The sequence below is a fragment of the Paenarthrobacter sp. genome (genome assembly GCF_031180005.1).
Lineage (GTDB): Bacteria > Actinomycetota > Actinomycetes > Actinomycetales > Micrococcaceae > Arthrobacter.
Window position 1 is genome coordinate 1 of sequence record NZ_JAPSHI010000033.1, and the last position, 21,214, is coordinate 21,214.

A 21,214-nucleotide genomic window follows, 5' to 3' on the forward strand; every position below is an offset into this window, starting at 1 on the left:
ACTTCAGAGCAGCCAAAGTCCGCGGCATCTCCAGCACAAGGGCCTTCGCCAAACCCAACAACCGGGACCCACGATTCGGAGACTCCCGCCGGGCCAACGCCACCTGCGCACCCACACCTTGGCCACGCTCCGCCGCTGGAACCCCCGCCTCGGCCTGCTCGGCACGCTGGGCAAGATCAAAAGCCACAGCAACCCGCGCCTGCAACGCCGTAATGGCCGACTTCATCTCCTCCAAACCCGCAACTGCTCAATCAAGTCCCCACTCACGGTGTTGGCCGGAACCTCGCCAGTGCTGACTGGAACCGCGCCGCGCTGAACAGCATCCGCAACCACGGGAGCGCGCCCAAGCGCCACCACCGCGCCCGCCTGCTTATCCCCAATCCGCTCCATGCCCTAACTCTGGCAGCAGCCACCGACAATATAACGCCAGTGATCCCAATGGGGCCCGATGACCTTTTTGCCAAGTGAAGGAGTCCCTCGGAGGACCTCCCTCAAGCGGGTCTCCCTAACACTTTCTAAACCTGATGTTCTGAAGTCATGACCACAACCATTTCCTCCACCAAGACCCGGCGTTTGCCACTGGTGACCTACGTTCTGGCGGCCGGAGTGTTCCTCATGGGGACCACCGAGTTCATAGTTGCGGGCATTCTGCCTGAGATTGCGGGCGATCTTGGTGTTTCCGTGGCAAGCGCTGGCCTCATGATCACGGTCTTCGCGGTGGGCATGATCGTCGGCACCCCCACCATGTCCATTCTGACCCTCAAGCTGTCGCGTCGACTGACGCTGAGTCTCGCGCTGGTGGTCTTCGCTCTGGGCCATGTGATTGTCGCCCTTACTTCCGACTTCACGCTGATCCTGGTGGCTCGTTTCGTAACGGCACTGGCGACTGGCGCTTTCTGGGCGGTAGCCGCCGTCGTGGGTGCAAAAGCCGCAGGTGCGGCTTCAGCGTCCAAAGCACTGGGCGTTGTCCTTGGCGGTGGCATGCTCGCCAATGTGGTTGGTGCGCCGCTGGGTGCCTTCGCAGGCCAAGTTATCGGCTGGCGTGGCCCTTTCTGGGCTTTGGCTGTTCTTGCGCTGGCGGCAGCTGTTGTGGTGTACCGGCTGGTTTCGGTGGGCCCGGAATCCGGGCCCGCTCCGTCCGTGCGGGCCGAGCTTGCCAGCATGCGTGACGCCAGGGTCTGGCTTGTCCTGGCGGGCTGCGCGATCGTGTGCGGATCATCCTTGGCTGCCTACAGCTTCATCTCTCCGCTGCTTACTGAGAACACGGGGCTGGCCGCTTCCGTGGTTCCGTTGGTTCTGGTGGCTTACGGCGTGGGAGCGTTCATCGGCTCTAATCTTGGAGGTCATTTCGGCGCCCACCAGCCCTATCCGGCACTGTTCATCTCAGCGGGCATGACGTTCCTGGTGTTGGGCGCTCTCTCCTTGTTCTCCCACCACGCCTTAGTGACAGTGGTCCTGATCTTCCTGCTGGGACTCTTCGGGATGGCCACCAATCCGATCTTGATCGGTAAAGCCGTTCGTTATGCCAGCCACGCACCCACCTTCGCCTCAGCACTCAGCACCTCGGCGTTCAACCTCGGCACGGCCGTGGGATCGTGGATCGCCGGTTACGCCCTGGAGTCCGCGCTTGGAGCCACGGGTCCTGTGCTGGTGGGGACAGGCATTGCCGCGCTCTACTTCGTGCCGCTCACAGTGTTGATGCTCAAGGATCGGAAGGAAGGTTCTTTGGCATGAAGCGTCGCAGCTCCGGAGTACTGTTGCTGGCGTTGGCGCTCGTCAGCTGCAGCCCATCTCCCACCGGTGAAGCTACCCCGACGTCGACCAGCGAGACATCCAGCCCCGCTGCAGGCAGCGTCATGGGCACTGTGGTCCGCTTCAGCACCGGCTCGACGTCGTTGGATGTGACCATCGGAGAGGACAACCCCGCTACCCGGGATTTTCTGAGCATGCTGCCACTCACCGTCGCCGTGGAAGAGTTCGCTGGCCGGGAGAAGATCGCGGACCTGCCCAGGCCCCTCCACTATGAAGGGTCGCCCGGATCTGATCCCGAGAACGGCGATCTGATCTACTTTGTACCTTGGGAGAACCTCGGTTTTTACTACAACGCCTCGGGCATCGGATTCTCGGACCAGACCATTCACTTGGGGCGCTACAACGCGACGCCGGAAGAGCTTGCGCGCTTCGAGGGCCAAGAGGTTCGTGTAGAAGTCAGCCGCTGACCGTCGGCGGTAGAGGGTGCGGCAGCGCCGCCGTCGACGATAGAGCGTGCGGCAGCGCCGCCGTCGTGAGCCGCAGTAGTCAGCTGTCCGTCCGTGTCTTCTCGGACGGAGGCTGGACGCCCTGTCCGAATTCGCTGGCTGCCCAGGAGGCCAGCAGCTGAAGGCGCTCGGCCGACGGCGACCCGGGTTCCGCTGCGTAGATGGTCAGGGTCAATCCGGGTTCCGCGGCCATTTCCAGGCCCTCGTACGCAAGTGTCATCTCGCCCACGATCGGATGGTTGAACGTCTTGAACCCAGTGCCGTGGTGGCGGACGTTGTGCGCGCCCCACCGTGTGCGGAACTCCTCGCTGCGGGTGCTCAGTTCACCAATAAGATCGTGCAGTTCCTTGTTGTGCGGGTCGCGTCCAGCCTCGGTGCGAAGGATTGAAACCGTCACCTCTGCAAAGGCGTCCCAGTCCGGGTAGAACTCATGCGCGCGATTATCCAGAAACGTGAACCTGGCAATGTTGGGTGTCTGGCCCGGCATGTCGTAGCAGTCCTTGTAAAACGCCCGGGCCAAGGGATTCACGGCTAACAGGTCCATGCGACCATTCCGGACAAAAGCGGGCCCGGCCGTGACAGCATCCAGCGCCCATTGCAGGCTCTCATGTGGAACGTACGATTTCGAGTTCCGACGCCGTGGGGGTCTGGCAACAGGACTGGCCGCGTGCGCGAGATCGAACAGATGCGCCCTCTCAGCGTCATCCAGGTTCAACGCCCTGGCGAGACTCTCCAGTACTTGCGGTGAGGCGCCGCTGATGGCACCCCGCTCCAAGCGGGTGTAGTACTCCACGCTCAACCCGGCAAGAGTGGCCACTTCGCTGCGGCGGAGCCCTTTGACCCGGCGGTTGGTTCCGGTGGGCAACCCAACCTGCTCCGGGGCCACGTGGGCCCGCCGGGAGATCAGAAATTCGCGTACTTCCGCCCGATTGTCCATGGACTCCACCATAGATCTGCTCTGTCGCCGGAGGGAGTCCCTGCCAGGACCTCCAAAGTGGCGGCTACCTGTCCTCGGGGGTGGCCCTGCGGCGGGAAACCAGCACAGGACCGTGGGCATGGTGAAGCACAGCGTGAGCCGTGGAGCCTATGGTGCCCTTGATAAGTCCATGTCCTTTGGTCCCTACAACCGTGATGCGAGCCCCATGTGAGGCCTTGACCACTGCCCGGGAGAATGAAGCATCCACCAACAGCTCCCCGGCCACGGTGATTCCGGGTGCTTTGTGGCGGGCCCGGCTCAGCACGGAATCGAGCATGGCTTCAGCGTCCGGGTAAGCTTCCACGGGCTCGCGCAACCGTCGGTACCCCTCCGGTTCGTGCAGTACGTGGACGATCATGAGGTCGGCACCAGTTGCTACCGCGAAAAGACAGGCGTCGTCGAGGGCTGCCGGTGATCCGGAGTCATCAACTGCAAGCAGCACTGGACCTTCCGGATGGTCATCTGCCCGGATCACTGCCACCGGGCACTCCGCAGTTGCTGCCATCTCCAAGCTCACGGACCCCACAAGCAAGCCCATGAACCCGCCAAGTCCCCGGCTTCCGAGTACCAACATCTCTGCACCCGCCGAAACATGGGCAAGGTGATCGCGTGGCATCCCATGCAACAAGGTGGAGTGAACCTTCAGATCGGGGACAGTCTCCTTGGCGAGCGTCGCCCCCTCCTCGAGGACCTTTTGAGCGGCCCGTTCCAAGCCGCTGTCGGCAACGCCTGGAACGGGACCCAAGTTGTTGGACACGAGAACCCACAGGGAACAGTGCACCACATGGAGGGAACAGTCCCGCAGGATCGCGTGTTTGGCGGCCCACTGGACGGCGCGGTTTGATTCTTCGGATCCGTCATAGCCAACCACGATTGTCTTCGATGGGTGCTCGTTCGTCATGGCCAGAGCCTACGCTGGCACTGGTAGCGGCACCAGTGCGTAACGCCCGCCCCTGCAGCGCTGCACGCTGCTAGGCTCCGAATGCCGACACTTCAGGAGGAAACATCGTGGGCTTTGCCATTGAACTCAGGGACCAGAACGCCGAGGACTGGGACGCCGCCGTCAACCATCCGTTCGTGGACCAGCTGCTGGACGGGTCCCTTTCCGATGAGGACCTGCGTGACTATCTCGTCCAGGATTACCAGTTCTGCGATGCCTTCACCGCCCTCCTGGGCCAAGCTGTGGCATCGGCACCTTCGCTTCCTTCCCGGCTTGTGTTTGCCCGGGTTCTCGGGGCTTTCGCTTCGGATGAGAATACGTACTTCCAGGATTGCTTCAACGAACTGGATGTTCAGGAGATTGACCGGACCGCGCCCGTCCTCGGATCTGCCACCCGCGATTTCGATAACCTCATGCGCAGCGCCCTGGCCACCCGTTCCTATCCGGAGGTCCTGGCAGTGCTGTTGGTTGCGGAGTGGCTCTACGGAGACTGGGCCGCCCGCGCCGGCGACCCCACCGAATGGCCCGTCCACGCAAAGCATGCCGAGTGGATCCGCCTCCACAACAACCCCGAGTACAACGCATGGGTCACGTGGCTACGCGACGAATTCGACGCCGTCGAGCCTGCTGACGCCGCTGCACGGGAGCGCGTTGCCGCCACCTTCGCGGAAGCAGTGCGGCTGGAGCGCACGTTCTTCGACGCTGCGCTGGCTGTACACGTTTCATGAATATTTTTGAGCTCCTGAAAGAAGATCTCCACGCCGCCAAGAACCAGGACCCGGCGGCGACAAGCCTCTTCGAGGTGGCGCTTGTCTACTCAGGGGTTCACGCACTTTGGAGCCATCGACTGGCCCACGCGATGTGGCAGAAGCCGCACCTGCGCGGTCCGGCTCGATTGATTTCCCAAGCAACGAAAGCACTGACCGGAATTTCGATTCACCCCGGGGCCACGATTGGTCGGCGGCTTTTCATCGACCATGGAACGGGAATTGTCGTAGGGGAAACGGCCGAAGTCGGGGACGACGTCCTCATGTATCAAGGCGTCACATTGGGCGGTCGGGCGCTCAGTAAGACTAAACGGCATCCCACTATCGGCAACCACGTCATGCTCGGCTCCGGGGCTAAAGTTCTGGGTCCCGTCATCGTGGGTGAGCACTCTGCAATCGGTGCTAACGCGGTGGTCGTTCGAGACGTTCCGCCTCGTTCTGTCGCCGTGGGCCTCCCTGCAATTTCACGCTCAAAAGATCCCGACGCCACGGTGGACCCACGCGAGGATTTCATCGATCCGGCGCTGCTTACTTAGGACACATCACCGTTGCCGCACCGAGTAGCTGAGCTCCACCAAGCCTTGGTCATAGCTGTTCACGTCAACGAGCTGCAACAGGGCAGGGTCATGTCCGGCCGGGAACACGCCCCTGCCTGAGCCCTGGCCCAGCGGCATCACCACAAGCCGGACTGCGTCCACTTCTCCGGCGACGAAGAACGTCTGGCCGAGCGACAGGCTTCCCCAGAGAACGATGTCCTTTGCGGACTCCCGCTTGATGCGACGAATGGCCTCGATCGCGTCGCCGGATTCAACGGTCGACGGCGGGAAGTCGCCCCAAGGCGCCTCCTTCAGGTGGCGTGAAAACACGTGACGTCTCAGGCCGTTGAGGGCTGGAGCGATGATCTCGCCCTCGGAGGCGTCCGTAGGCCAGTATTCAGCGAAGTACCTGTAGGTATTGGCGCCCAGAACCATTGCTTCCACGCTGCCGAGCCATTCGAGCTGGGCACGGTCAAACTCGGCCGTTCCACCTTCCAGCAGTTCGTAGGCTTTGAACTCGTTGTTGGTGTCGGCGGCGTATCCGTCGGCGGTAACGAAATCCTGGACGATCAGCTGTCCCATGAGCGACTCCTCGATCCGATGATGGCCCGCAGGAGCCTACGCCGCGAAGCATAAGCCGACAACCCCTGGCGGTTCCCTTATCGGTAACCAAACTGTATCTGACAACGGTGTCCGATCGGTTAGGGCCTTGGAATCGACCTTAACTTAGCTCGAAAACCCGTTGACTTGTCCGATGGACTTATCGTAGCTTTTCTCTCGTTGACAACGTTGTCTATTAGGGGATGGGCACGCGCGATGAAGGGCGAACGAGGAGAGCAATGACTAAATCCACTATGAGTAGGATGCGGGCAGCGACGTCTGCGTTGACGCTGGCGGGCCTGACGCTTTCGGGCATCATGGCCGGCATGGCACCAGCATCTGCGGCACCGGAGGTGGGAAATGAGGAGTTTCGACCTGCTTACCACTACACGCCGGAGAAAAACTGGATGAACGACCCCAACGGGATGGTTTTTCATAAGGGTGTCTATCACCTGTTCTATCAATACAATCCCTCCGGCAACACGTGGGGGAACATGTCTTGGGGTCATGCGACCTCGAAGGACTTGGTTCACTGGCAGGAGCAGCCGCTGGCCCTATCCACCGATACGCAGGAGGATGTGTTCTCCGGCAGCATCGTTGTTGACAAGGACAACACCACGGGCTTTGGGACGAAGAAAAACCCCCCGCTGGTGGCCATCTATACCAGTGCTTACAAGGACCCATCCCCGCACCGCGGCCTCCAGGCCCAGTCCTTGGCCTACAGCCTGGATGACGGCAAGACCTGGACCAAATACTCAGGAAATCCTGTGCTGAACCGCAATTCAGCCAATTTCCGGGACCCAAAGGTCTTCTGGTACGACAACCCATCCGGCGACGGCTACTGGGTCATGACGGCAGTCGAGTCGCAGGATCACAAGGTTCTCCTCTACAAGTCCGACAACCTCAAGGACTGGACTGCACTGAGCGAATTCGGACCCGCCAACGCCACCGGCGGCCAGTGGGAATGCCCTGATTTGTTCCCACTCGCGGTGGATGGGGATAAGAACAACATCAAGTGGGTCATGGTGGTCAGCATCAACCCCGGCGGCGTCGCGGGAGGCTCGGGCGGACAGTACTTCGTGGGTGACTTCGACGGCACCACCTTCACCTCCGAAACCACCGATCCAGTGGCCGAGGTACCGACAGGCACTGTCCTGGCAGGCTTCAACGACGGAACTTACAACGGCTGGACCATAAACAACGAACCAGACAACTGGAAGAACGGCCCTTTCGCTGACGCTCCCGCCCCCGGTTCATTGCCCGGACAGAGTCCGGTGACCGGATTCGGCGGAACAGGCCTGATCAACTCGTTCACCGACGGCGACTGGCCGATGGGTTCCATGCAGTCACCGACCTTCACCGTGACCGACGACTACCTGAACTTCCTGATCGGCGGCGGCAAGCACCCCCGCGTCTCGGACAAGCTAGACAACACTCCGCCCCAGGGGGAACTGAAGTTTGACGGCTTCGAGCTTCCCGAAGGTCAAACACTGTCCGATGCCGGCTGGGCCGGGACGGGAGACCTGACCCCCAATTTCCAGCCGGCCACCAGCGGCGGGGACTACTACATTGGCGCCAAACGAATCAACACGTTCGAAACCGGCGCCGTGCCTGGTGATGACCGCCAGGGCACCCTGACCTCCCCCGAATTCCCCATCACAAAGAACTTCATGTCCATGCTGGTCGGAGGCGGCTACCGTACGGCGGAGTCCGGCCAAACTTTGGCTGTCCAGCTACTCGTCAACGGCAACGTGGTCCGCTCCCTGGCAGGCGAAAACGCTGGGCTGCTGAACTGGAAGGGCTGGGACGTTTCGGAGTTCGCGGGACAGAACGCACAGCTGCGGATCGTTGACGAAGCAACCGGTGGATGGGGCCATCTGACCCTTGATCATGTCATGCTCACTGACACAGCGGCTGTTCCCAGATCCGATGAAGAAACGGTGAACCTGGTCGTCAACGGACAAGTGGTTCGAACCGCCACCGGAAATGACAGTGAAACGTTGGATTGGGCCTCATGGGACGTCAAGGAGTTCGTGGGCCAGCAGGCAAACATCAAGGTTGTTGACAACAACAGATTCGGTTGGGGACACATTCTTGCTGATGAGTTCACAGCCAGCTCCACAGCGGCTCAGTCCCGGCTGGAGTCTTATGACTGGCTGGACTACGGCCGCGATTACTATGCGGCAGTTTCCTTCTCGAACATGCCCGATAACAAGCGGGTGATGCTGGGCTGGATGAGCAACTGGGATTACGCCAACAACATCCCACCAACCCTTGGCGCAGCGCCATGTCCCTGCCCCGTGAGGTGCAGTTGACCCAAACACCTGACGGACCACGCCTTGCCCAAAAGGTAGTCAAGCAAGTGGACAAGCTCGCGATAAAGCCCAGCTACACGGACAAGAAGGGCGGCGCCATCAAAGCCGGAACAACCCCGCTGCCCGCGGCTGCTTCAGGCCAGGTCCAGCGTGTGGACATCACGTTCGCACCCGGCACGGCGAAAAAGTCAGGCATCACAGTACTGGGCGACGGGAAGTCCTCCACCGTCATCGGCTATGACTCCACCACCGGAAAGATCTTCGTTGACCGCACAAACTCGGGAAACACCACTTTCCACCCGGCCTTCGCTTCCGTTGAGGACGCCCCTGTCATCCTGGACAAAAAGGGCAATGTCACCTTGCAGGTGTATGTAGACCGTTCATCGGTGGAAGTATTCTCCGGTGACGGTCTCCGGACCATAACAGATCAGGTATTTCCCAACGCCGGAGCGGACAAAATGGCGCTCTTCGCCGAAGGTGGGACAGCGCAACTGAAGTCCCTCACCGTGACCCCCATGGAAGGATCAATGTTCCTTCCCGGAAAGAAGTAACACCACTACGCAAAGGGACGGCGGCCGGCTTTCGCCGGCCGCCGTCCCTTTTGCTTTTACAGCTAAACCAATGGTTTCAACCAAGTCAGGACGGAGCCTTCGCCTTCGATGTGTTCGGCCAGTTCCGCGTTGAACTCCCGGCCGTAGTCGGCGCCGATGTGCTCCTGAAAGGCTTGCTCGTCCCGGTAGACCTCAAACACGAAATACTCCCGCGGGTTGGTTTCCCGCGTGTAGGGCAGGAACATCACGTTCCCCGGTTCGTTGCGAACGTGTCCCGTGAGCGTTGCCATCATTTCTGCTACGCGGGCTTCGCTGCCTTCCTTGACAGTGAACTCTGCATACAGTGTCTTGGTCATGACCTGTCCTTTACTCGGTTGGTTTCGGGTTGTGCCGGATTAGCTCGGGATGCGGATTTCACCAGAACCTCGCTGTATCAGTTCAGTTGGGATGACATACGTTCGGGCAGGGCTCTGGTCCCCATCGATCCGCGCAAGGATCCGCTCAGCCGCAAGCTTGCCGATGCGTTCCGGGTGCTGGGCGATCACAGTGATCCCGGGGTCCATCATGTCGGCCAGGGTGAAATCATCAAATCCAATGAGGGCAATTTTGTGATGCAGCCCAAGGGCTTTCAGTGCGCGCATGGCGCCAAACGTCACCAAGTTCTGACTGGAGAAGATCGCCGTCGGCGGGTTCTCTGAGGTGAGCAGTTCGTGAGCCGCCCGAAATGCGGCTTCCTCATCATGGAGGTTCTCGCGAACGGAGACGCTGGAGGTGGAAATGCCTGCTTGTCCGACGCCGTCCATGAACCCTGCCCGACGCCTCCCGGCGGTCTGAATGTCCGTTCGGTCGCCGAGGTAAGCCAGTCTGGTATGTCCATGCTGAATCAGATGGGCCGCCGCCTTTGCCGCGCCAACTTCGTTGTCAGTGACTACCGCGTCAGCCTCAATCCCTGCAGGCTCACGGTCAATGAACACCAGCGGCAGATCGCGGGAGTGCTCCGGAATCATGTACGCCTGGCTCTTGGCGATGGTGGTGAGCACAAGCCCGTCGACCCGACGGCCCAGGAAGGCTGAAATCAGCTTCCTCTCCCGGTCAGGATCGTCATCCAGGCTTGCAGCGAAGACGGCGATTCCGCGCACAGCCAAGGCGTCTTCCATGGCCCTGTGGATCTCGCCGCTGAACGGGTTGGACACGCTCGGGAGCAGCAGCCCGATGGACTGGGTCTTGCGACCGGAACGCTTCAGGCTACCCGCAGTGATGTCCAGTTGGTACTGCAGCTGCTCCGTAGCCCTCATTACCCGCTGGCGGGTCGCCTCGGAGACTCCTGGTTCGTCATTTACTACCCGGGAGACTGTTTTGATCCCAACCCCCGCGAGATCGGCCACATTCTTCATCGTCGGGCGCTTGCGTCCGGAGTCGGACTGGTAACGATTAGACATCGTTGTCAACTTGCTGCTCCTCAACTCGATTTAACACTTGACTCTACCGTGTGACCTTGCTTACATGTTACCTGACAACGTTGTCAGTCGCAGAAAATGCGCCGCCAACAGCCACAAAAACAGGAGTTTCAATGTTGAGTTCCAAAGTCACGCGGTCCACTCGGACCCGCCTTCTTGCCGCCGGCGCAGTCCTGACGCTCGGCGCACTTAGCCTGACAGCCTGCGGAGGCAGCTCCACCCCTTCATCCAGTGGAGGCGCCGACGAGAAGATCGGTGTTTCGCTGATCGTCAAGACCACTTCCAACCCGTTCTTCGTTTCCATGCAGGATGGCGCCAAGAAGGCTGCCGAGGCGGACGGCGTCGACCTTAAGCTCGCGGCCGGCAAGGCCGATGGTGACGAGGACACCCAGATCCAGGCCATTGAGAATGCGATCTCCAAGGGCGACAAGGGAATCCTCATCACCCCCAACGGCCCGTCCGTTGTGGATGCCCTGAAGAAGGCCAAGGACGCTGGCCTGTTCGTCATCGCCCTCGATACTCCTCCGGATCCGGCCGATGCCGCTGACATCACGTTCGCCACCGATAACTTCGCTGCTGGTGAGCTGATCGGCGAGTGGACCGCTCAGCAGCTGGAGGGTAAGAAGGCCGTCATTGCCCTCATCGACCTCTTTGACGACAAGGTGGTCTCGGTGGACTACAACCGCGACCAAGGCTTCTTGACCGGCCTCGGCATCGACACCGCGGATAAGAAGAAGAACGGCGACGAAGCCAAGGCGGGAACGTACACCGGAGGCAAGGGCGGCGACTACGAAATCGTGGGCAACCAGGCATCCCAGGGAGCCGAAGACGGTGGACGTACCGCGATGGAAACCCTCCTGGCTAAGAACCCCAATGTCAACGTTGTCTACACGATCAATGAGCCCGCTGCCGCAGGTGCCTTCGAGGCCCTGAAGTCCGCGGGCAAGGAGAAAGATGTCCTGATCGTCTCCGTTGACGGCGGCTGCTCTGGTGTGGACAACGTCAAGTCCGGTGTGATCGGCGCAACGGCACAGCAATACCCGGTCAAAATGGCCGAGCTCGGCGTAAAGGCCATTGTCGATCTGGCAAAGACCGGCAACAAGCCTGCCAACTCCGAGGGCCTGGACTTCTTCAACACCGGCGTCGAGCTGGTCACTGACAAGCCAGTCGACAGCGTCAAGAGCATCGACACCACCGAAGCATCCCAGGTCTGCTGGGGCAAGTAACCTCTCCCGACGCGGGGAGTCGCGCCACCTAGCGACTCCCCGCGTACCAGCAGTTACAGAACATGGAAGTTCAGGAGCAACCTAAAGTGACCCAGCAACAGACCGCCGGCCCTCCGAGCGCAGGGCATGCTGATCTGGCCGAGGAATTCCTCGACCGCCAGACACCCCTCAGCAGAATCCGCAACATCCTTCACCGATACCCAGCCCTCAGCCCGGCCATTGTTCTGCTGATCGCCGTGGTGGTCTTTGGGCTCCTCAACGACCGGTTCCTGCGCGTTGAGAACCTGTCCCTGATCACTCAACAGGTTGCCGTGGTGGGTACCCTGGCCATCGCCCAGACGCTGATCATCCTGACAGCCGGAATCGACCTTTCCGTAGGTGCGGTCATGATCCTGTCTTCAATGGTGATCGCCCAACTCTCAGTCAGCAATGGCATTCCAGGGCCGATCGCGCTACTGGCCGGCCTCGCCGTCGGATTAGGTTCCGGTGCTCTGAACGGCTTCCTTGTGACAAGGTTCCGCCTCCCACCGTTCATCGTCACGCTGGGAACATTGAACATCTTCATCGCTTTGACACTGCTTTACTCCGGCGGAAGCACCGTGCGTGGCTCCGCGATGCCTGAGATGCTCACCTGGCTGGGAAGCACATTCCCGATTGGGCCCGTCCGGATCTCTACTGGCGTCCTCATGATGCTTCTCCTCTACGTCGCCATGGCGTTCATTCTGGGCAAGACCGCTTGGGGACGGCATGTCTACGCTGTAGGCGATGACAAGGAAGCAGCCCGGTTGGCCGGTATCCCCGTCAATCGCGTCCTGATGAGCGTCTACCTTGCCGCAGGCGCAGTCCTCGCCATCGGCGCGTGGATCCAGATCGGCCGTACGAATGCCGCCAGCCCTAATGCCGGCGTCGATCTGAACCTGGACTCCATCACCGCTGTGGTCATTGGCGGCACCAGCCTCTTCGGTGGTCGCGGCTCGATCTGGGGTTCGCTGCTCGGAGCGCTGATCGTTGGTGTCTTCCGCAACGGACTCTCCCTCGCTGGCCTGGATGTGCTCTATCAGACCCTCGCTGTAGGCATCCTGATCATTATTGCTGTATCCGTCGATCAGTGGATCCGAAAGGTCAAGTCATGACCACCACAGAATTTGAAGCCCCCCGCACCGAAACCCGCGAGCCCATCCTCAAAGCCAGGAACCTCGTCAAGACCTTCGGCCGCGTCGTCGGTCTCGACGGCGTCAGCCTGGACCTCTATCCCGGAGAAGTTCTGGCCGTCATCGGCGATAACGGCGCCGGAAAATCCACACTCATCAAATGCCTCACCGGTGCTGAAGTTCCCGATACCGGCGAACTCTTCGTGTCCGGAGAACAGGTTCACTTCAAACGGCCACAGGACGCCCGGGTCCACGGCATCGAAACGGTCTACCAGAACCTTGCCGTTTCGCCGGCCCTCGATGTCGCCTCGAACCTGTTCCTCGGCCGGGAAGAGCGCCTCCCCGGCCCGTTGGGCAGCCTGTTCCGGATTCTCGACACAAAGGGCATGCGCAGGAAGGCCAAAGAAGAACTGACCCGGCTGGGCATCTCCACCCTTCAGGACGTCACCGTGCCGGTCGAAAATCTCTCCGGTGGCCAGCGTCAAGCAGTCGCCGTGGCCCGCGCAGCGGCCTTCGGATCCAAGGTGGTGGTTCTCGACGAACCGACAGCCGCTTTGGGTGTTCGCGAATCCAACCAGGTGCTCCAGCTTGTCCGTGACCTCCGCGACCGAGGCCTGCCGGTTATCCTGATCAGCCACAACATGCCCCACGTGTTCGACGTTGCAGACCGTATCCACATCCAGCGACTGGGCAAATGCGCGGCGACCATCACCCCGCAGTCCCACACCATGACTGACGCCGTCGCCATCATGACAGGTGCGGCCAAAGCCTAACGGGCACGCCGCACGTTCCATCCAATCGGAACCCATGTCTCCGTCCGCGGACCTGCAAACAGGTCCGCGGACGGACCCATACCTCCGCCGTACCACCGTTGACCCGACGAAAGAACCAAGATGCACAACCTTCACCCGGACGCCTCCGCCCATAATCAACTGGAGGTTATCGTCATCGGCGAAGCCCTGGTCGACATTGTGAACACCCAGGAAGGAACCATCAGCTACCCTGGCGGGTCCCCCGCGAATGTCGCCTACGGCCTAGGGCGCCTCGGGGTAACCACCGGACTGCTCACAGCAATCGGCGAGGATGAGCACGGCACTGCCATCACCAGCCACCTCCACAGCGCAGGCGTCCAGTTGCTTCCCGGGTCGAAGTCCCTTCAGCGCACCGCCACCGCCACCGCCACCCTCGCAGCGGACGGTTCGGCCAGCTACGAGTTCGACATCCTATGGGAGCTTGCCTCCGTCGCACCGGCCATGATTCCGAAAATCGTCCATACCGGGTCCATCGCCACGTTCCTGGCCCCGGGAGCCACGACCGTACGCACCCTCCTCGAACAGTGTCACGACTCCTGCCTCATCACCTACGACCCCAACATCCGCCCGGCCCTCCTTGGTAGCCATGCCGAAGCAAAGAAGATCTTCGAGGACCTGCTCCCCCTTACTGACGTCGTCAAACTCAGCGACGAAGACGCTCATTGGCTGTATCCAACGTCCTCGCCGGACGACGTAGCATCCCGGCTACTCAAAAAGGGGGCCCGGCTGGCAGTTATCACCCGAGGCGCTGAAGGTGCGCTCCTTGCCACTCCCGGGACACGCCTCAACATCCCATCAGTGAAGACCACCGTTGCGGACACCATCGGCGCCGGTGACTCCTACATGTCCGCGCTCATCGCCGAGCTGTTGACCAGAGCCGAAAAGGCGTTTGGGCCAACCGCCCTCGAAATCATCGGACAGACCGCAGCCGTGGCCGCCGCGATCACCGTTAGTCGGCCCGGTGCCAAGCCTCCGACGTCCGACGAACTTCAAAGACGGCTGGACGGACTCAACCAGCAGCCACTCGCTGCCGTATAACCACGGGTTCGCAGGGCGCTGCTGAGCCTACCGGTGCTTGAACTCCGGCTGGCGCTTCTCGCTGAACGCGGCCATGCCTTCCTTCTGGTCCTCGGTGGCGAAAAGCGAGTGGAACACCCGGCGCTCAAACAGAACACCCTGCGCCAGGCCCATCTCGAAGGCTGCGTTCACGGCTTCCTTGGCCACCATCGCGGCGGGCTTGGATTTGGAAGCGATGACTTCCGCGGCCTTGAGTGCCTCGTCGATCACCTCGGCCGCAGGGACCACCCTCGAAACCAAACCGGAGCGTTCGGCTTCGTCCGCGTCCATGAACCGCCCTGTAAGGACCATGTCCATGGCTTTGGCCTTGCCCACAGCCCGGGTCAACCGCTGAGAGCCGCCCATTCCCGGGATTACGCCCAGGTTGATCTCGGGCTGGCCGAACTTGGCGTTGTCCCCGGCGATGATGAAGTCGGCCATCATGGCCAATTCGCAGCCACCACCCAGGGCGAAGCCGGACACAGCAGCAACAACAGGGATGCGGAGACGCGTGAGGTCCTCCCAACGCCGGAACCAATCAGCGGCGTACATCTCCATGTAGCTGTTGGAGGACATTTCCTTGATGTCTGCCCCGGCGGCAAAGGCCTTGGCGGATCCCGTGATCACCACGGCGCCAACGTCCGGATCAGTGTCCATCGCAGTGATTGCGTCCACGAGTTCGTTCATGAGGGCGGTATTCAATGCATTCAGCGCCTGCGGGCGGTTCAGTGTCACCACGCCAACCCGTCCCCGACGTTCCACCACAATGTTCTGGTACTGCTCAGTCATGCTCTCCCTCTCCGCCAAGCTCGTCATAAGTTCAGTTCCAACCTTTCACACAGATTTGTCGCGGATGTCCGTGATGATGCCCGAGAAGTCCCTTCCCGCACCTTCTCCGGCGGCAAAGGCGTCGTAGATCCGCGAGGCCAAGGGACCCATTTCCGCTGCGACTCCCGTGCTTTCCAACGCATTCACAGCGAGGCGCAGATCCTTGGCCATAAGTGCCCCGGCGAAGCCTGGCTGGTAGTCGCGGTTGGCGGGGCTGGTGGGAACCGGGCCGGGAACAGGACAGTTGGTGGTCAGCGCCCAGCACTGGCCGGACGCGTTGGAGGCGACATCGAACAATGCCTGGTGCGTGAGTCCGAGCTTCTCGCCGAGCACGAACGCTTCGGCAACGGCAATCATGGACACTCCCAGAATCATGTTGTTGCAGACCTTGGCGGCCTGCCCGGCACCGTGATCACCGCAGTGGACGATTCTCTTGCCCATGAGCTCCAAAATGCGCTTTACGGTTTCGAAGTCCTCCGGCAAAGCGCCCACCATGAAGGTCAAGGTGCCGGCTTCGGCCCCCACCACACCGCCTGAAACAGGGGCGTCCACAGAACGGTGTCCTGCTTCCAAGGCGATCACGGCGGCCTCACGGGCTTCGTCCACGTTGATGGTGGAACAGTCCAGGAACAAGGTGTTTGGCTTCGCAACAGAGAGCAGCCCCGGCCCGTCCACACCGCGGTAGGCATCCAGCACATGCTTGCCGCTGGGCAGCATGGTCAACACAACTGCCGCGTCCGCAGCAGCCTCATGCGCCGTTGATGCCATGGGGATCCCGTGCGCCATGGCTGCCTCAACCGCCGCCGGAACGGGGTCGTAGCCAATCACATCGTGCCCGGCTTTGATCAGATTGGCCGCCATGGGACCACCCATATGGCCCAGGCCAAGGAAAGCGATGAGTCCCGTTTCCGGGGCTTGGATATCTGACATGGCTGCGTTCTCTGTCATGCTCGTCTCCTTCAAATCGACTGGACTGGACTGGCTGCAAGCCCCAGCTCCCGTTCGCCAAGCGGCGCAAAGTAGCCCTCGACGTCGGCCTCCCGGACTTCCGCCAATGTGGCCGGCTTCCACTGCGGGTTGCGGTCCTTGTCCACCACCTGCGCGCGGATGCCCTCCCGGAAATCGGGACCGGCCAGGCAGCGGAGCCCTACCCGATATTCCTGGTCCAGTACCTCTTCGAGGGACAGTCCGCGGACCCGCCGCAGCGACTCAAGCGCGACCTTCACTGAGGTGGGCGATTTTGTCTCGATCGTGTCCGCTGCAGCGGCTGCCTCGTCGCCCGAAGCGCGCAGGCTCCGGACGATCTCTTCCGCATTCTCATGGGCGTAAGCGGCATCGATCCACTTCCGCTGCGCCTCCAACGCTGACTCCGGTGCGGCTTGCGCAAAGCGCTCGACGGCGGCCTCCGCCGTCGAGCTTTCCAACGCTACTGCCAGAGCGGGCAGGTCCTCAGACGGCACGAAGTGGTCCGCAAGCCCCAGGAACAGGGCGTCCGCGCCGGACAAGTGTGCCCCGGTCAACGCTGCATGCGTTCCGGTCTCCCCCGGCGAGCGTGAAAGCAGCAGGGTCCCGCCGACGTCGGGCACGAATCCAATGGTGGTTTCCGGCATGCCGGTGCGCGTCCGCTCGGTGACCACGCGAACCGAGCCGTGCGCAGAGATGCCCACGCCGCCGCCCAAAACGAGGCCGTCCATGAATGCGACGTATGGCTTGGGATAGTGCGCGATAAGCGCGTTGAGCCGATATTCGTCAGCCCAGAACTCAGCTGTCGCGGTGCCACCGTGCAGCATGTCCTTGTAGATGGCCACGATGTCGCCGCCGGCACACAGCCCGCGTTCACCCGCGCCACGCACCAGGACGGTGTCCACGGCGTCATCGTCAGCCCACGCGGTCAGCTGCCGGAGCATGGCTTTCACCATTGCATCGTTCAGCGCATTGACTGCCTTCGGGCGGTTGAGTGTCACGATGCCGAGGTGGCCGCGACGCTCAAAGAGAACGTCTTCTGTTTCCACGGCCCCCATCAGCTGCCTGCCGGCATGATGAAGCTGGCGCCTTGGCGAATGCCGGAAGGCCACCGCGACGTCACGGTTTTGGTCTTGGTGTAGAAGCGGAACGCGTCGGCGCCGTGCTGGTTGAGGTCGCCGAAACCGGATGCTTTCCAGCCGCCGAATGTGTAGTACGCGATCGGCACCGGAATGGGCACGTTGATGCCCACCATGCCTACCTCCACCCGGCTGGCAAAATCGCGGGCGGAGTCGCCGTCGCGGGTGAAAATGGCGACACCGTTGCCGAATTCGTGTTCGCTGCAGAGCCTGAGCGCTTCGTCGTAGTCAGCCGCGCGCAGCACGCTGAGGACGGGACCGAAGATCTCTTCCTTGTAGATCTTCATGTCCTTGGTGACGTTGTCGAAGAGCGTCGGGCCAACCCAGAAACCGCCGTCGTAGCCGTCCACGGTGAGGCCGCGCCCATCGGTGACCAGTGTTGCGCCTTCGTCCACGCCGGACTGGATGTAGCCTTCGATCCGTTCTTTGGCAGAAGCAGCCACCACGGGACCGAAGTCCGAATCCTTGTCCAGGCTGTGGCCCACCTTCAGGTCCTTCACACGCTCGGTCAGCTTGGCCACCAACCTGTCTGCGGTTTCCTGGCCGACGGGCACGGCAACGGAGATCGCCATGCAGCGTTCGCCGGCGGAACCGTACCCGGCACCAATCAGGGCGTCGGCAGCCATGTCCAGATCGGCGTCGGGCATGATCACCATGTGGTTCTTCGCCCCGCCGAAGCATTGCGCGCGCTTGCCGTGCGCAGCTGCGGTGGCGTAGATGTATTGGGCAATGGGGGTGGATCCCACAAAGCCGATGGCCTTCACCCGAGGATCTTCGAGCAGCGCATCTACGGCTTCCTTGTCGCCGTTGATCACGTTGAAGACGCCGTTCGGCACGCCGGCTTCGCTGTATAGCTCGGCGAGGCGCAACGGAACGGAGGGATCCCGCTCCGAGGGCTTGAGGATGAACGCGTTGCCGGCGGCGAGCGCTGGTCCGGATTTCCACAGCGGGATCATGGCCGGGAAGTTGAAGGGCGTGATGCCCGCGACCACGCCTAGTGGCTGGCGGAGCGAATGGACGTCGATTCCCTGGCCGGCGTTGTCCGAGAATTCGCCCTTGAGCAGGTGCGGCGCCCCTGCGGAGAATTCGACAACCTCGATGCCGCGTTGGATGTCGCCCTTGGCGTCCGCGAAGGTCTTGCCGTGTTCGGAGGACAGGAGCTTGGCGAGCTCGTCCATGTTCTGGTTGACCAGGTCCACGAACTTGAGCAGGATGCGTCCCCGGCGTTGCGGGTTCATTGCCGCCCATTCGAGCTGACCCTTTTCGGCATTCGCGACGGCGTTGCGAACCTCGTCAGCGCTGGCCAGCGGAAGCCTCGCCTGGACTTCGCCCGTGCAGGGGTCGTAAACATCACTGAACCGTCCGGACGCGCCGTCGATCCTCTGGCCGTCTACGTAGTGGGAAAGCTCGCGCACCATGGTGGAATGCTCCTTTGCATCGTGAATGACTGCCGTGCCGCCGGGTGCTGGGACCGCTGCGGAACACGTGACCAACTGTGATCCAGGTCATCTCTGAGTCCGAATATACTCGGACTTCCTACTAATTTCCAGAGGGGTACTTTTCTACCTCGGCGGAACCTCGGGGAGCCCCTAGTGGACCTCTTTCATCTCCTTGTACGCTTCAAGCGCTTCCGTGCGGGTGGATTTGAGGTCCACGATTTCCTCCGGATAATCCGGTGTTCCGAACTCGGGAATCCAGTGGGCGATGTACTTCCCCTGGGGATCGAACTTAACGCGCTGGGCCTCCGGATTGAAGATCCTGAAGAACGGCGAAGCATCCGCCCCGGAGCCAGCTACCCACTGCCAGTTGGCGGGATTCGACGCCGGATCGGCATCCACCAGGGTGTCCCAAAACCACTGCTCCCCCAGCTGCCAATGAATGCCCAGGTTTTTCACCAGGAAACTCGCGGCGACCATGCGGACGCGGTTGTGCATCCAGCCCGAATGCCACAGCTGCCGCTGCCCCGCGTCCACCATGGGGAAACCTGTTCGACCTTGCTGCCACGCCCGGAATTCCGCCGGCGCTGACTCGTGGCCGGGATGCTTGCCGTTACTGCCACCGCTGCCGTTACTGCCCTCGGCGCCTGGCCACGCCCAAGGGAAGCGATCAAACTCCGGGCGAAGGTTGGCCGTTGCGAGGCTCGGGTTGTGGAAGTACTGGTGCCAGCAGAACTCGCGCCAGCCCAACTCGGATGCATAAATGGAGGCGCTCTCCGATCGCTTGGAACCCAAGGCGTGCCACACCTGGAACGGGCTGAGCTCACCCCAGCGTAAGTAGGGCGACAGGCAACTGCTTCCATCCGTATCCGGACGGTTGCGGCCCTCGCTGTAGTTGGAAAGGCCGCCCGCCACGAACTTTTCGAGCCGCTTATGCCCGGCGGTGGCGCCTGGCCTCCACATGTCGGCCAAACCACCGGACCAGTCCGGTGTGGTGGGAAGCAGTTGCCACGATTCCAAGTGCTCATAGACGGGCAGTTTTCCGGTGAATCCGTGTCCGGCTTCCGGGACGGCCAGCGGCTCACGGAAGTCCTGCGCAGAAACGGTCCGCCAGAAAGGCGTGAAGACCTTATATTGACCGCCCGTCTTGGTGGTGACCTCCCACGGCTCGTGGAGCAGGGAGGCCTGAAAGCTCGAGACATGCAGTCCCGCGGCGCCCGCCCAGGCCTTGATCCCGGCGTCGACCTTTCGCTCAGCGGAACCATACCGCCGGTTCCAGTACAACCCGCCGGCACCAATCGCCGTCGTGGTCTTTTGGACAACGTCAGATGCTGGTCCACGGCGGAGCAGCAGGGGGACACCGAGCTTGTCCAGATCTTCACGGAGCGCGGCCAGCGAGTGGTGAAGCCACCAGCGCGCGGCGCCGCCGTGGGGACGGATACCCGGCGATTCTTCGTCAAGGACGTAGAGGGCAACGGCCGCGCCGTCGTCGACGGCGGCACGCAAGGCCGGGTTATCGGCGACCCTCAGATCGTCGCGAAACCAAACGATGGACGGTTTCATTAGAGCCTTTCAGCGAGAACCTCCGGAAACAGGAACAGCCCATGCCCCCTAAGAATCCTAGGGGCATGGGCTGAACGCTTGCTGGAATGAGGTCAGGCGATGGATGCCACGGCTTGCTGGCGAATTTCGGAGACCGGGATGTCGGTGGCGGTTTCGCTCCAGATGGGAACGCTGTTGACCACGTAGTCCCGCGCGGCTGCACCAATCATGCTCATGCCGGGATAGATTCTCTGGCCATTGACCTTGATGGGTTTCAGTCCCTGGAGTTCAAGGGCTGATTTGAAAGCGGAGTCGGGGATGGGGATTTTGCGTCCGAGAACGCACCAGCTGATGTACAGGCCGTAGAAAGTGTCAAAATCCAAGCCGTTCTCAGTGTCGTCCTCAAACACCACACAGTCGCGAATAAAGCTGCCAATTTGGGTGTCGGTCATTACGGGGCCTCCGGCGTCGGAAGAAATGCGGGCCGCCGGGCTGCATCAGCGAATGTCCTATCCCTCACTATAGACCCGTTCTGGTTCCCCGGACGAGGAAAAGAGATTAACTCTGGATTGCCTGCAGTGGTCGCCCTCCACAGATGCGCTGGGCATGGGCAGGACTCTGGTGCCTGCACCCTCTCCGGCGTACCGTCATTTACATCCAC

19 protein-coding genes and 2 pseudogenes are annotated in these 21,214 nt (G+C 61.6%); 9 read left to right on the plus strand and 12 right to left on the minus strand.

Going from position 1 to position 21,214, the window contains the following annotated elements:
- Positions 1 to 390, minus strand: a pseudogene (locus RIF72_RS17740) (HNH endonuclease); the annotation flags it as partial.
- A 147-nt stretch (positions 391 to 537) separates the two neighbouring features.
- Here RIF72_RS17740 and RIF72_RS17745 point away from each other — a divergent pair.
- On the plus strand, positions 538 to 1,734 hold the full coding sequence (locus tag RIF72_RS17745) for an MFS transporter (protein ID WP_309076149.1): 1,197 nt from the start codon (positions 538 to 540) through the stop codon (positions 1,732 to 1,734).
- Positions 1,731 to 2,219, plus strand: a complete 489-nt coding sequence (locus RIF72_RS17750; protein WP_309076150.1) for a cyclophilin-like fold protein — start codon at positions 1,731 to 1,733, stop codon at positions 2,217 to 2,219. Before RIF72_RS17745 ends, RIF72_RS17750 begins: the two co-directional genes overlap by 4 nt.
- 79 nt (positions 2,220 to 2,298) lie before the next feature.
- On the opposite strand, the gene RIF72_RS17755 is transcribed toward RIF72_RS17750, so the two are convergent.
- On the minus strand, positions 2,299 to 3,195 hold the full coding sequence (locus RIF72_RS17755) for a helix-turn-helix transcriptional regulator (RefSeq protein ID WP_309076151.1): 897 nt from the start codon (positions 3,193 to 3,195) through the stop codon (positions 2,299 to 2,301).
- A 64-nt stretch (positions 3,196 to 3,259) separates the two neighbouring features.
- Positions 3,260 to 4,135 (minus strand): universal stress protein, encoded by an 876-nt coding sequence (locus RIF72_RS17760; RefSeq protein ID WP_309076152.1) that lies wholly within the window; start codon positions 4,133 to 4,135, stop codon positions 3,260 to 3,262.
- 107 nt (positions 4,136 to 4,242) lie between these two features.
- Between RIF72_RS17760 and RIF72_RS17765 the strand changes: the two genes are divergently transcribed.
- Together RIF72_RS17765 and epsC are read left to right on the plus strand one after the other, a co-directional pair.
- A complete protein-coding gene (locus RIF72_RS17765; protein ID WP_309076153.1) occupies positions 4,243 to 4,902 on the plus strand; it encodes a TenA family protein in 660 nt (219 codons plus the stop codon).
- Entirely contained in the window at positions 4,899 to 5,477 is a 579-nt protein-coding gene (gene epsC, locus RIF72_RS17770; RefSeq protein ID WP_309076154.1) for a serine O-acetyltransferase EpsC, read from the plus strand. The genes RIF72_RS17765 and epsC overlap by 4 nt, the downstream gene beginning before the upstream one ends.
- 6 nt (positions 5,478 to 5,483) lie before the next feature.
- On the opposite strand, the gene RIF72_RS17775 is transcribed toward epsC, so the two are convergent.
- Positions 5,484 to 6,059, minus strand: coding sequence for a dihydrofolate reductase family protein (locus RIF72_RS17775; protein ID WP_309076155.1), 576 nt, complete (start codon positions 6,057 to 6,059; stop codon positions 5,484 to 5,486).
- Between the two features lie 281 nt (positions 6,060 to 6,340).
- Between RIF72_RS17775 and RIF72_RS17780 the strand changes: the two are divergent.
- A pseudogene (locus tag RIF72_RS17780) lies at positions 6,341 to 8,943 on the plus strand (GH32 C-terminal domain-containing protein).
- Between the two features lie 62 nt (positions 8,944 to 9,005).
- On the opposite strand, the gene RIF72_RS17785 reads toward RIF72_RS17780, so the two are convergent.
- Positions 9,006 to 9,299, minus strand: coding sequence for a putative quinol monooxygenase (locus RIF72_RS17785; RefSeq protein ID WP_309076156.1), 294 nt, complete (start codon positions 9,297 to 9,299; stop codon positions 9,006 to 9,008).
- 39 nt (positions 9,300 to 9,338) lie between these two features.
- Positions 9,339 to 10,337: a LacI family DNA-binding transcriptional regulator gene (locus tag RIF72_RS17790; RefSeq protein ID WP_309076175.1), complete on the minus strand. Its 999-nt coding sequence runs from the start codon at positions 10,335 to 10,337 to the stop codon at positions 9,339 to 9,341.
- Between the two features lie 176 nt (positions 10,338 to 10,513).
- On the opposite strand from RIF72_RS17790, the gene RIF72_RS17795 reads away from it, so the two are divergent.
- The 4 genes from RIF72_RS17795 (at position 10,514) to RIF72_RS17810 (ending at position 14,627) form a co-directional block, all read left to right on the plus strand.
- On the plus strand, positions 10,514 to 11,626 hold the full coding sequence (locus RIF72_RS17795) for a substrate-binding domain-containing protein (protein ID WP_309076157.1): 1,113 nt from the start codon (positions 10,514 to 10,516) through the stop codon (positions 11,624 to 11,626).
- 86 nt (positions 11,627 to 11,712) lie between these two features.
- The gene (locus RIF72_RS17800) at positions 11,713 to 12,759 is read left to right on the plus strand and encodes an ABC transporter permease (protein WP_309076158.1); all 1,047 of its coding nucleotides are present in this window, start codon (positions 11,713 to 11,715) and stop codon (positions 12,757 to 12,759) included.
- The gene (locus RIF72_RS17805; protein ID WP_309076159.1) at positions 12,756 to 13,550 is read left to right on the plus strand and encodes an ATP-binding cassette domain-containing protein; all 795 of its coding nucleotides are present in this window, start codon (positions 12,756 to 12,758) and stop codon (positions 13,548 to 13,550) included. The genes RIF72_RS17800 and RIF72_RS17805 overlap by 4 nt, the downstream gene beginning before the upstream one ends.
- Positions 13,551 to 13,670: 120 nt before the next feature.
- A complete protein-coding gene (locus tag RIF72_RS17810) occupies positions 13,671 to 14,627 on the plus strand; it encodes a carbohydrate kinase (protein WP_309076160.1) in 957 nt (318 codons plus the stop codon).
- 27 nt (positions 14,628 to 14,654) lie between these two features.
- Here the strand turns inward: RIF72_RS17810 and RIF72_RS17815 are convergent, their stop codons facing one another.
- The 6 genes from RIF72_RS17815 to RIF72_RS17840 form a co-directional block, all read right to left on the minus strand.
- Complete coding sequence (locus tag RIF72_RS17815) at positions 14,655 to 15,434, minus strand: enoyl-CoA hydratase (RefSeq protein ID WP_309076161.1); 780 nt, start codon at positions 15,432 to 15,434, stop codon at positions 14,655 to 14,657.
- Between the two features lie 45 nt (positions 15,435 to 15,479).
- Entirely contained in the window at positions 15,480 to 16,421 is a 942-nt protein-coding gene (gene mmsB, locus RIF72_RS17820) for a 3-hydroxyisobutyrate dehydrogenase (RefSeq protein ID WP_309076162.1), read from the minus strand.
- 11 nt (positions 16,422 to 16,432) lie between these two features.
- Positions 16,433 to 17,494: an enoyl-CoA hydratase/isomerase family protein gene (locus tag RIF72_RS17825; protein WP_309076163.1), complete on the minus strand. Its 1,062-nt coding sequence runs from the start codon at positions 17,492 to 17,494 to the stop codon at positions 16,433 to 16,435.
- Complete coding sequence (locus RIF72_RS17830) at positions 17,494 to 18,993, minus strand: CoA-acylating methylmalonate-semialdehyde dehydrogenase (RefSeq protein ID WP_309076164.1); 1,500 nt, start codon at positions 18,991 to 18,993, stop codon at positions 17,494 to 17,496. The genes RIF72_RS17825 and RIF72_RS17830 overlap by 1 nt, the downstream gene beginning before the upstream one ends.
- A 171-nt stretch (positions 18,994 to 19,164) precedes the next feature.
- Entirely contained in the window at positions 19,165 to 20,574 is a 1,410-nt protein-coding gene (locus tag RIF72_RS17835; RefSeq protein ID WP_309076165.1) for a deoxyribodipyrimidine photo-lyase, read from the minus strand.
- Between the two features lie 92 nt (positions 20,575 to 20,666).
- Positions 20,667 to 21,005, minus strand: a complete 339-nt coding sequence (locus tag RIF72_RS17840; RefSeq protein ID WP_309076166.1) for a hypothetical protein — start codon at positions 21,003 to 21,005, stop codon at positions 20,667 to 20,669.
- Positions 21,006 to 21,214: the final 209 nt, after the last annotated feature.

Bases quoted from the DNA above. Each gene is read 5' to 3' on its own strand.
- RIF72_RS17775 (WP_309076155.1), bottom strand. From the start codon at position 6,059: ATGGGACAGCTGATCGTCCAGGATTTCGTTACCGCCGACGGATACGCC.
- RIF72_RS17785 (WP_309076156.1), bottom strand. From the start codon at position 9,299: ATGACCAAGACACTGTATGCAGAGTTCACTGTCAAGGAAGGCAGCGAA.
- epsC (WP_309076154.1), top strand. From the start codon at position 4,899: ATGAATATTTTTGAGCTCCTGAAAGAAGATCTCCACGCCGCCAAGAAC.
- RIF72_RS17825 (WP_309076163.1), bottom strand. From the start codon at position 17,494: ATGGGGGCCGTGGAAACAGAAGACGTTCTCTTTGAGCGTCGCGGCCAC.
- RIF72_RS17805 (WP_309076159.1), top strand. From the start codon at position 12,756: ATGACCACCACAGAATTTGAAGCCCCCCGCACCGAAACCCGCGAGCCC.
- RIF72_RS17830 (WP_309076164.1), bottom strand. From the start codon at position 18,993: ATGGTGCGCGAGCTTTCCCACTACGTAGACGGCCAGAGGATCGACGGC.
- RIF72_RS17750 (WP_309076150.1), top strand. From the start codon at position 1,731: ATGAAGCGTCGCAGCTCCGGAGTACTGTTGCTGGCGTTGGCGCTCGTC.
- RIF72_RS17745 (WP_309076149.1), top strand. From the start codon at position 538: ATGACCACAACCATTTCCTCCACCAAGACCCGGCGTTTGCCACTGGTG.
- RIF72_RS17790 (WP_309076175.1), bottom strand. From the start codon at position 10,337: ATGAAGAATGTGGCCGATCTCGCGGGGGTTGGGATCAAAACAGTCTCC.
- RIF72_RS17810 (WP_309076160.1), top strand. From the start codon at position 13,671: ATGCACAACCTTCACCCGGACGCCTCCGCCCATAATCAACTGGAGGTT.
- mmsB (WP_309076162.1), bottom strand. From the start codon at position 16,421: ATGACAGAGAACGCAGCCATGTCAGATATCCAAGCCCCGGAAACGGGA.
- RIF72_RS17755 (WP_309076151.1), bottom strand. From the start codon at position 3,195: ATGGACAATCGGGCGGAAGTACGCGAATTTCTGATCTCCCGGCGGGCC.
- RIF72_RS17795 (WP_309076157.1), top strand. From the start codon at position 10,514: ATGTTGAGTTCCAAAGTCACGCGGTCCACTCGGACCCGCCTTCTTGCC.
- RIF72_RS17815 (WP_309076161.1), bottom strand. From the start codon at position 15,434: ATGACTGAGCAGTACCAGAACATTGTGGTGGAACGTCGGGGACGGGTT.
- RIF72_RS17835 (WP_309076165.1), bottom strand. From the start codon at position 20,574: ATGAAACCGTCCATCGTTTGGTTTCGCGACGATCTGAGGGTCGCCGAT.
- RIF72_RS17840 (WP_309076166.1), bottom strand. From the start codon at position 21,005: ATGACCGACACCCAAATTGGCAGCTTTATTCGCGACTGTGTGGTGTTT.
- RIF72_RS17760 (WP_309076152.1), bottom strand. From the start codon at position 4,135: ATGACGAACGAGCACCCATCGAAGACAATCGTGGTTGGCTATGACGGA.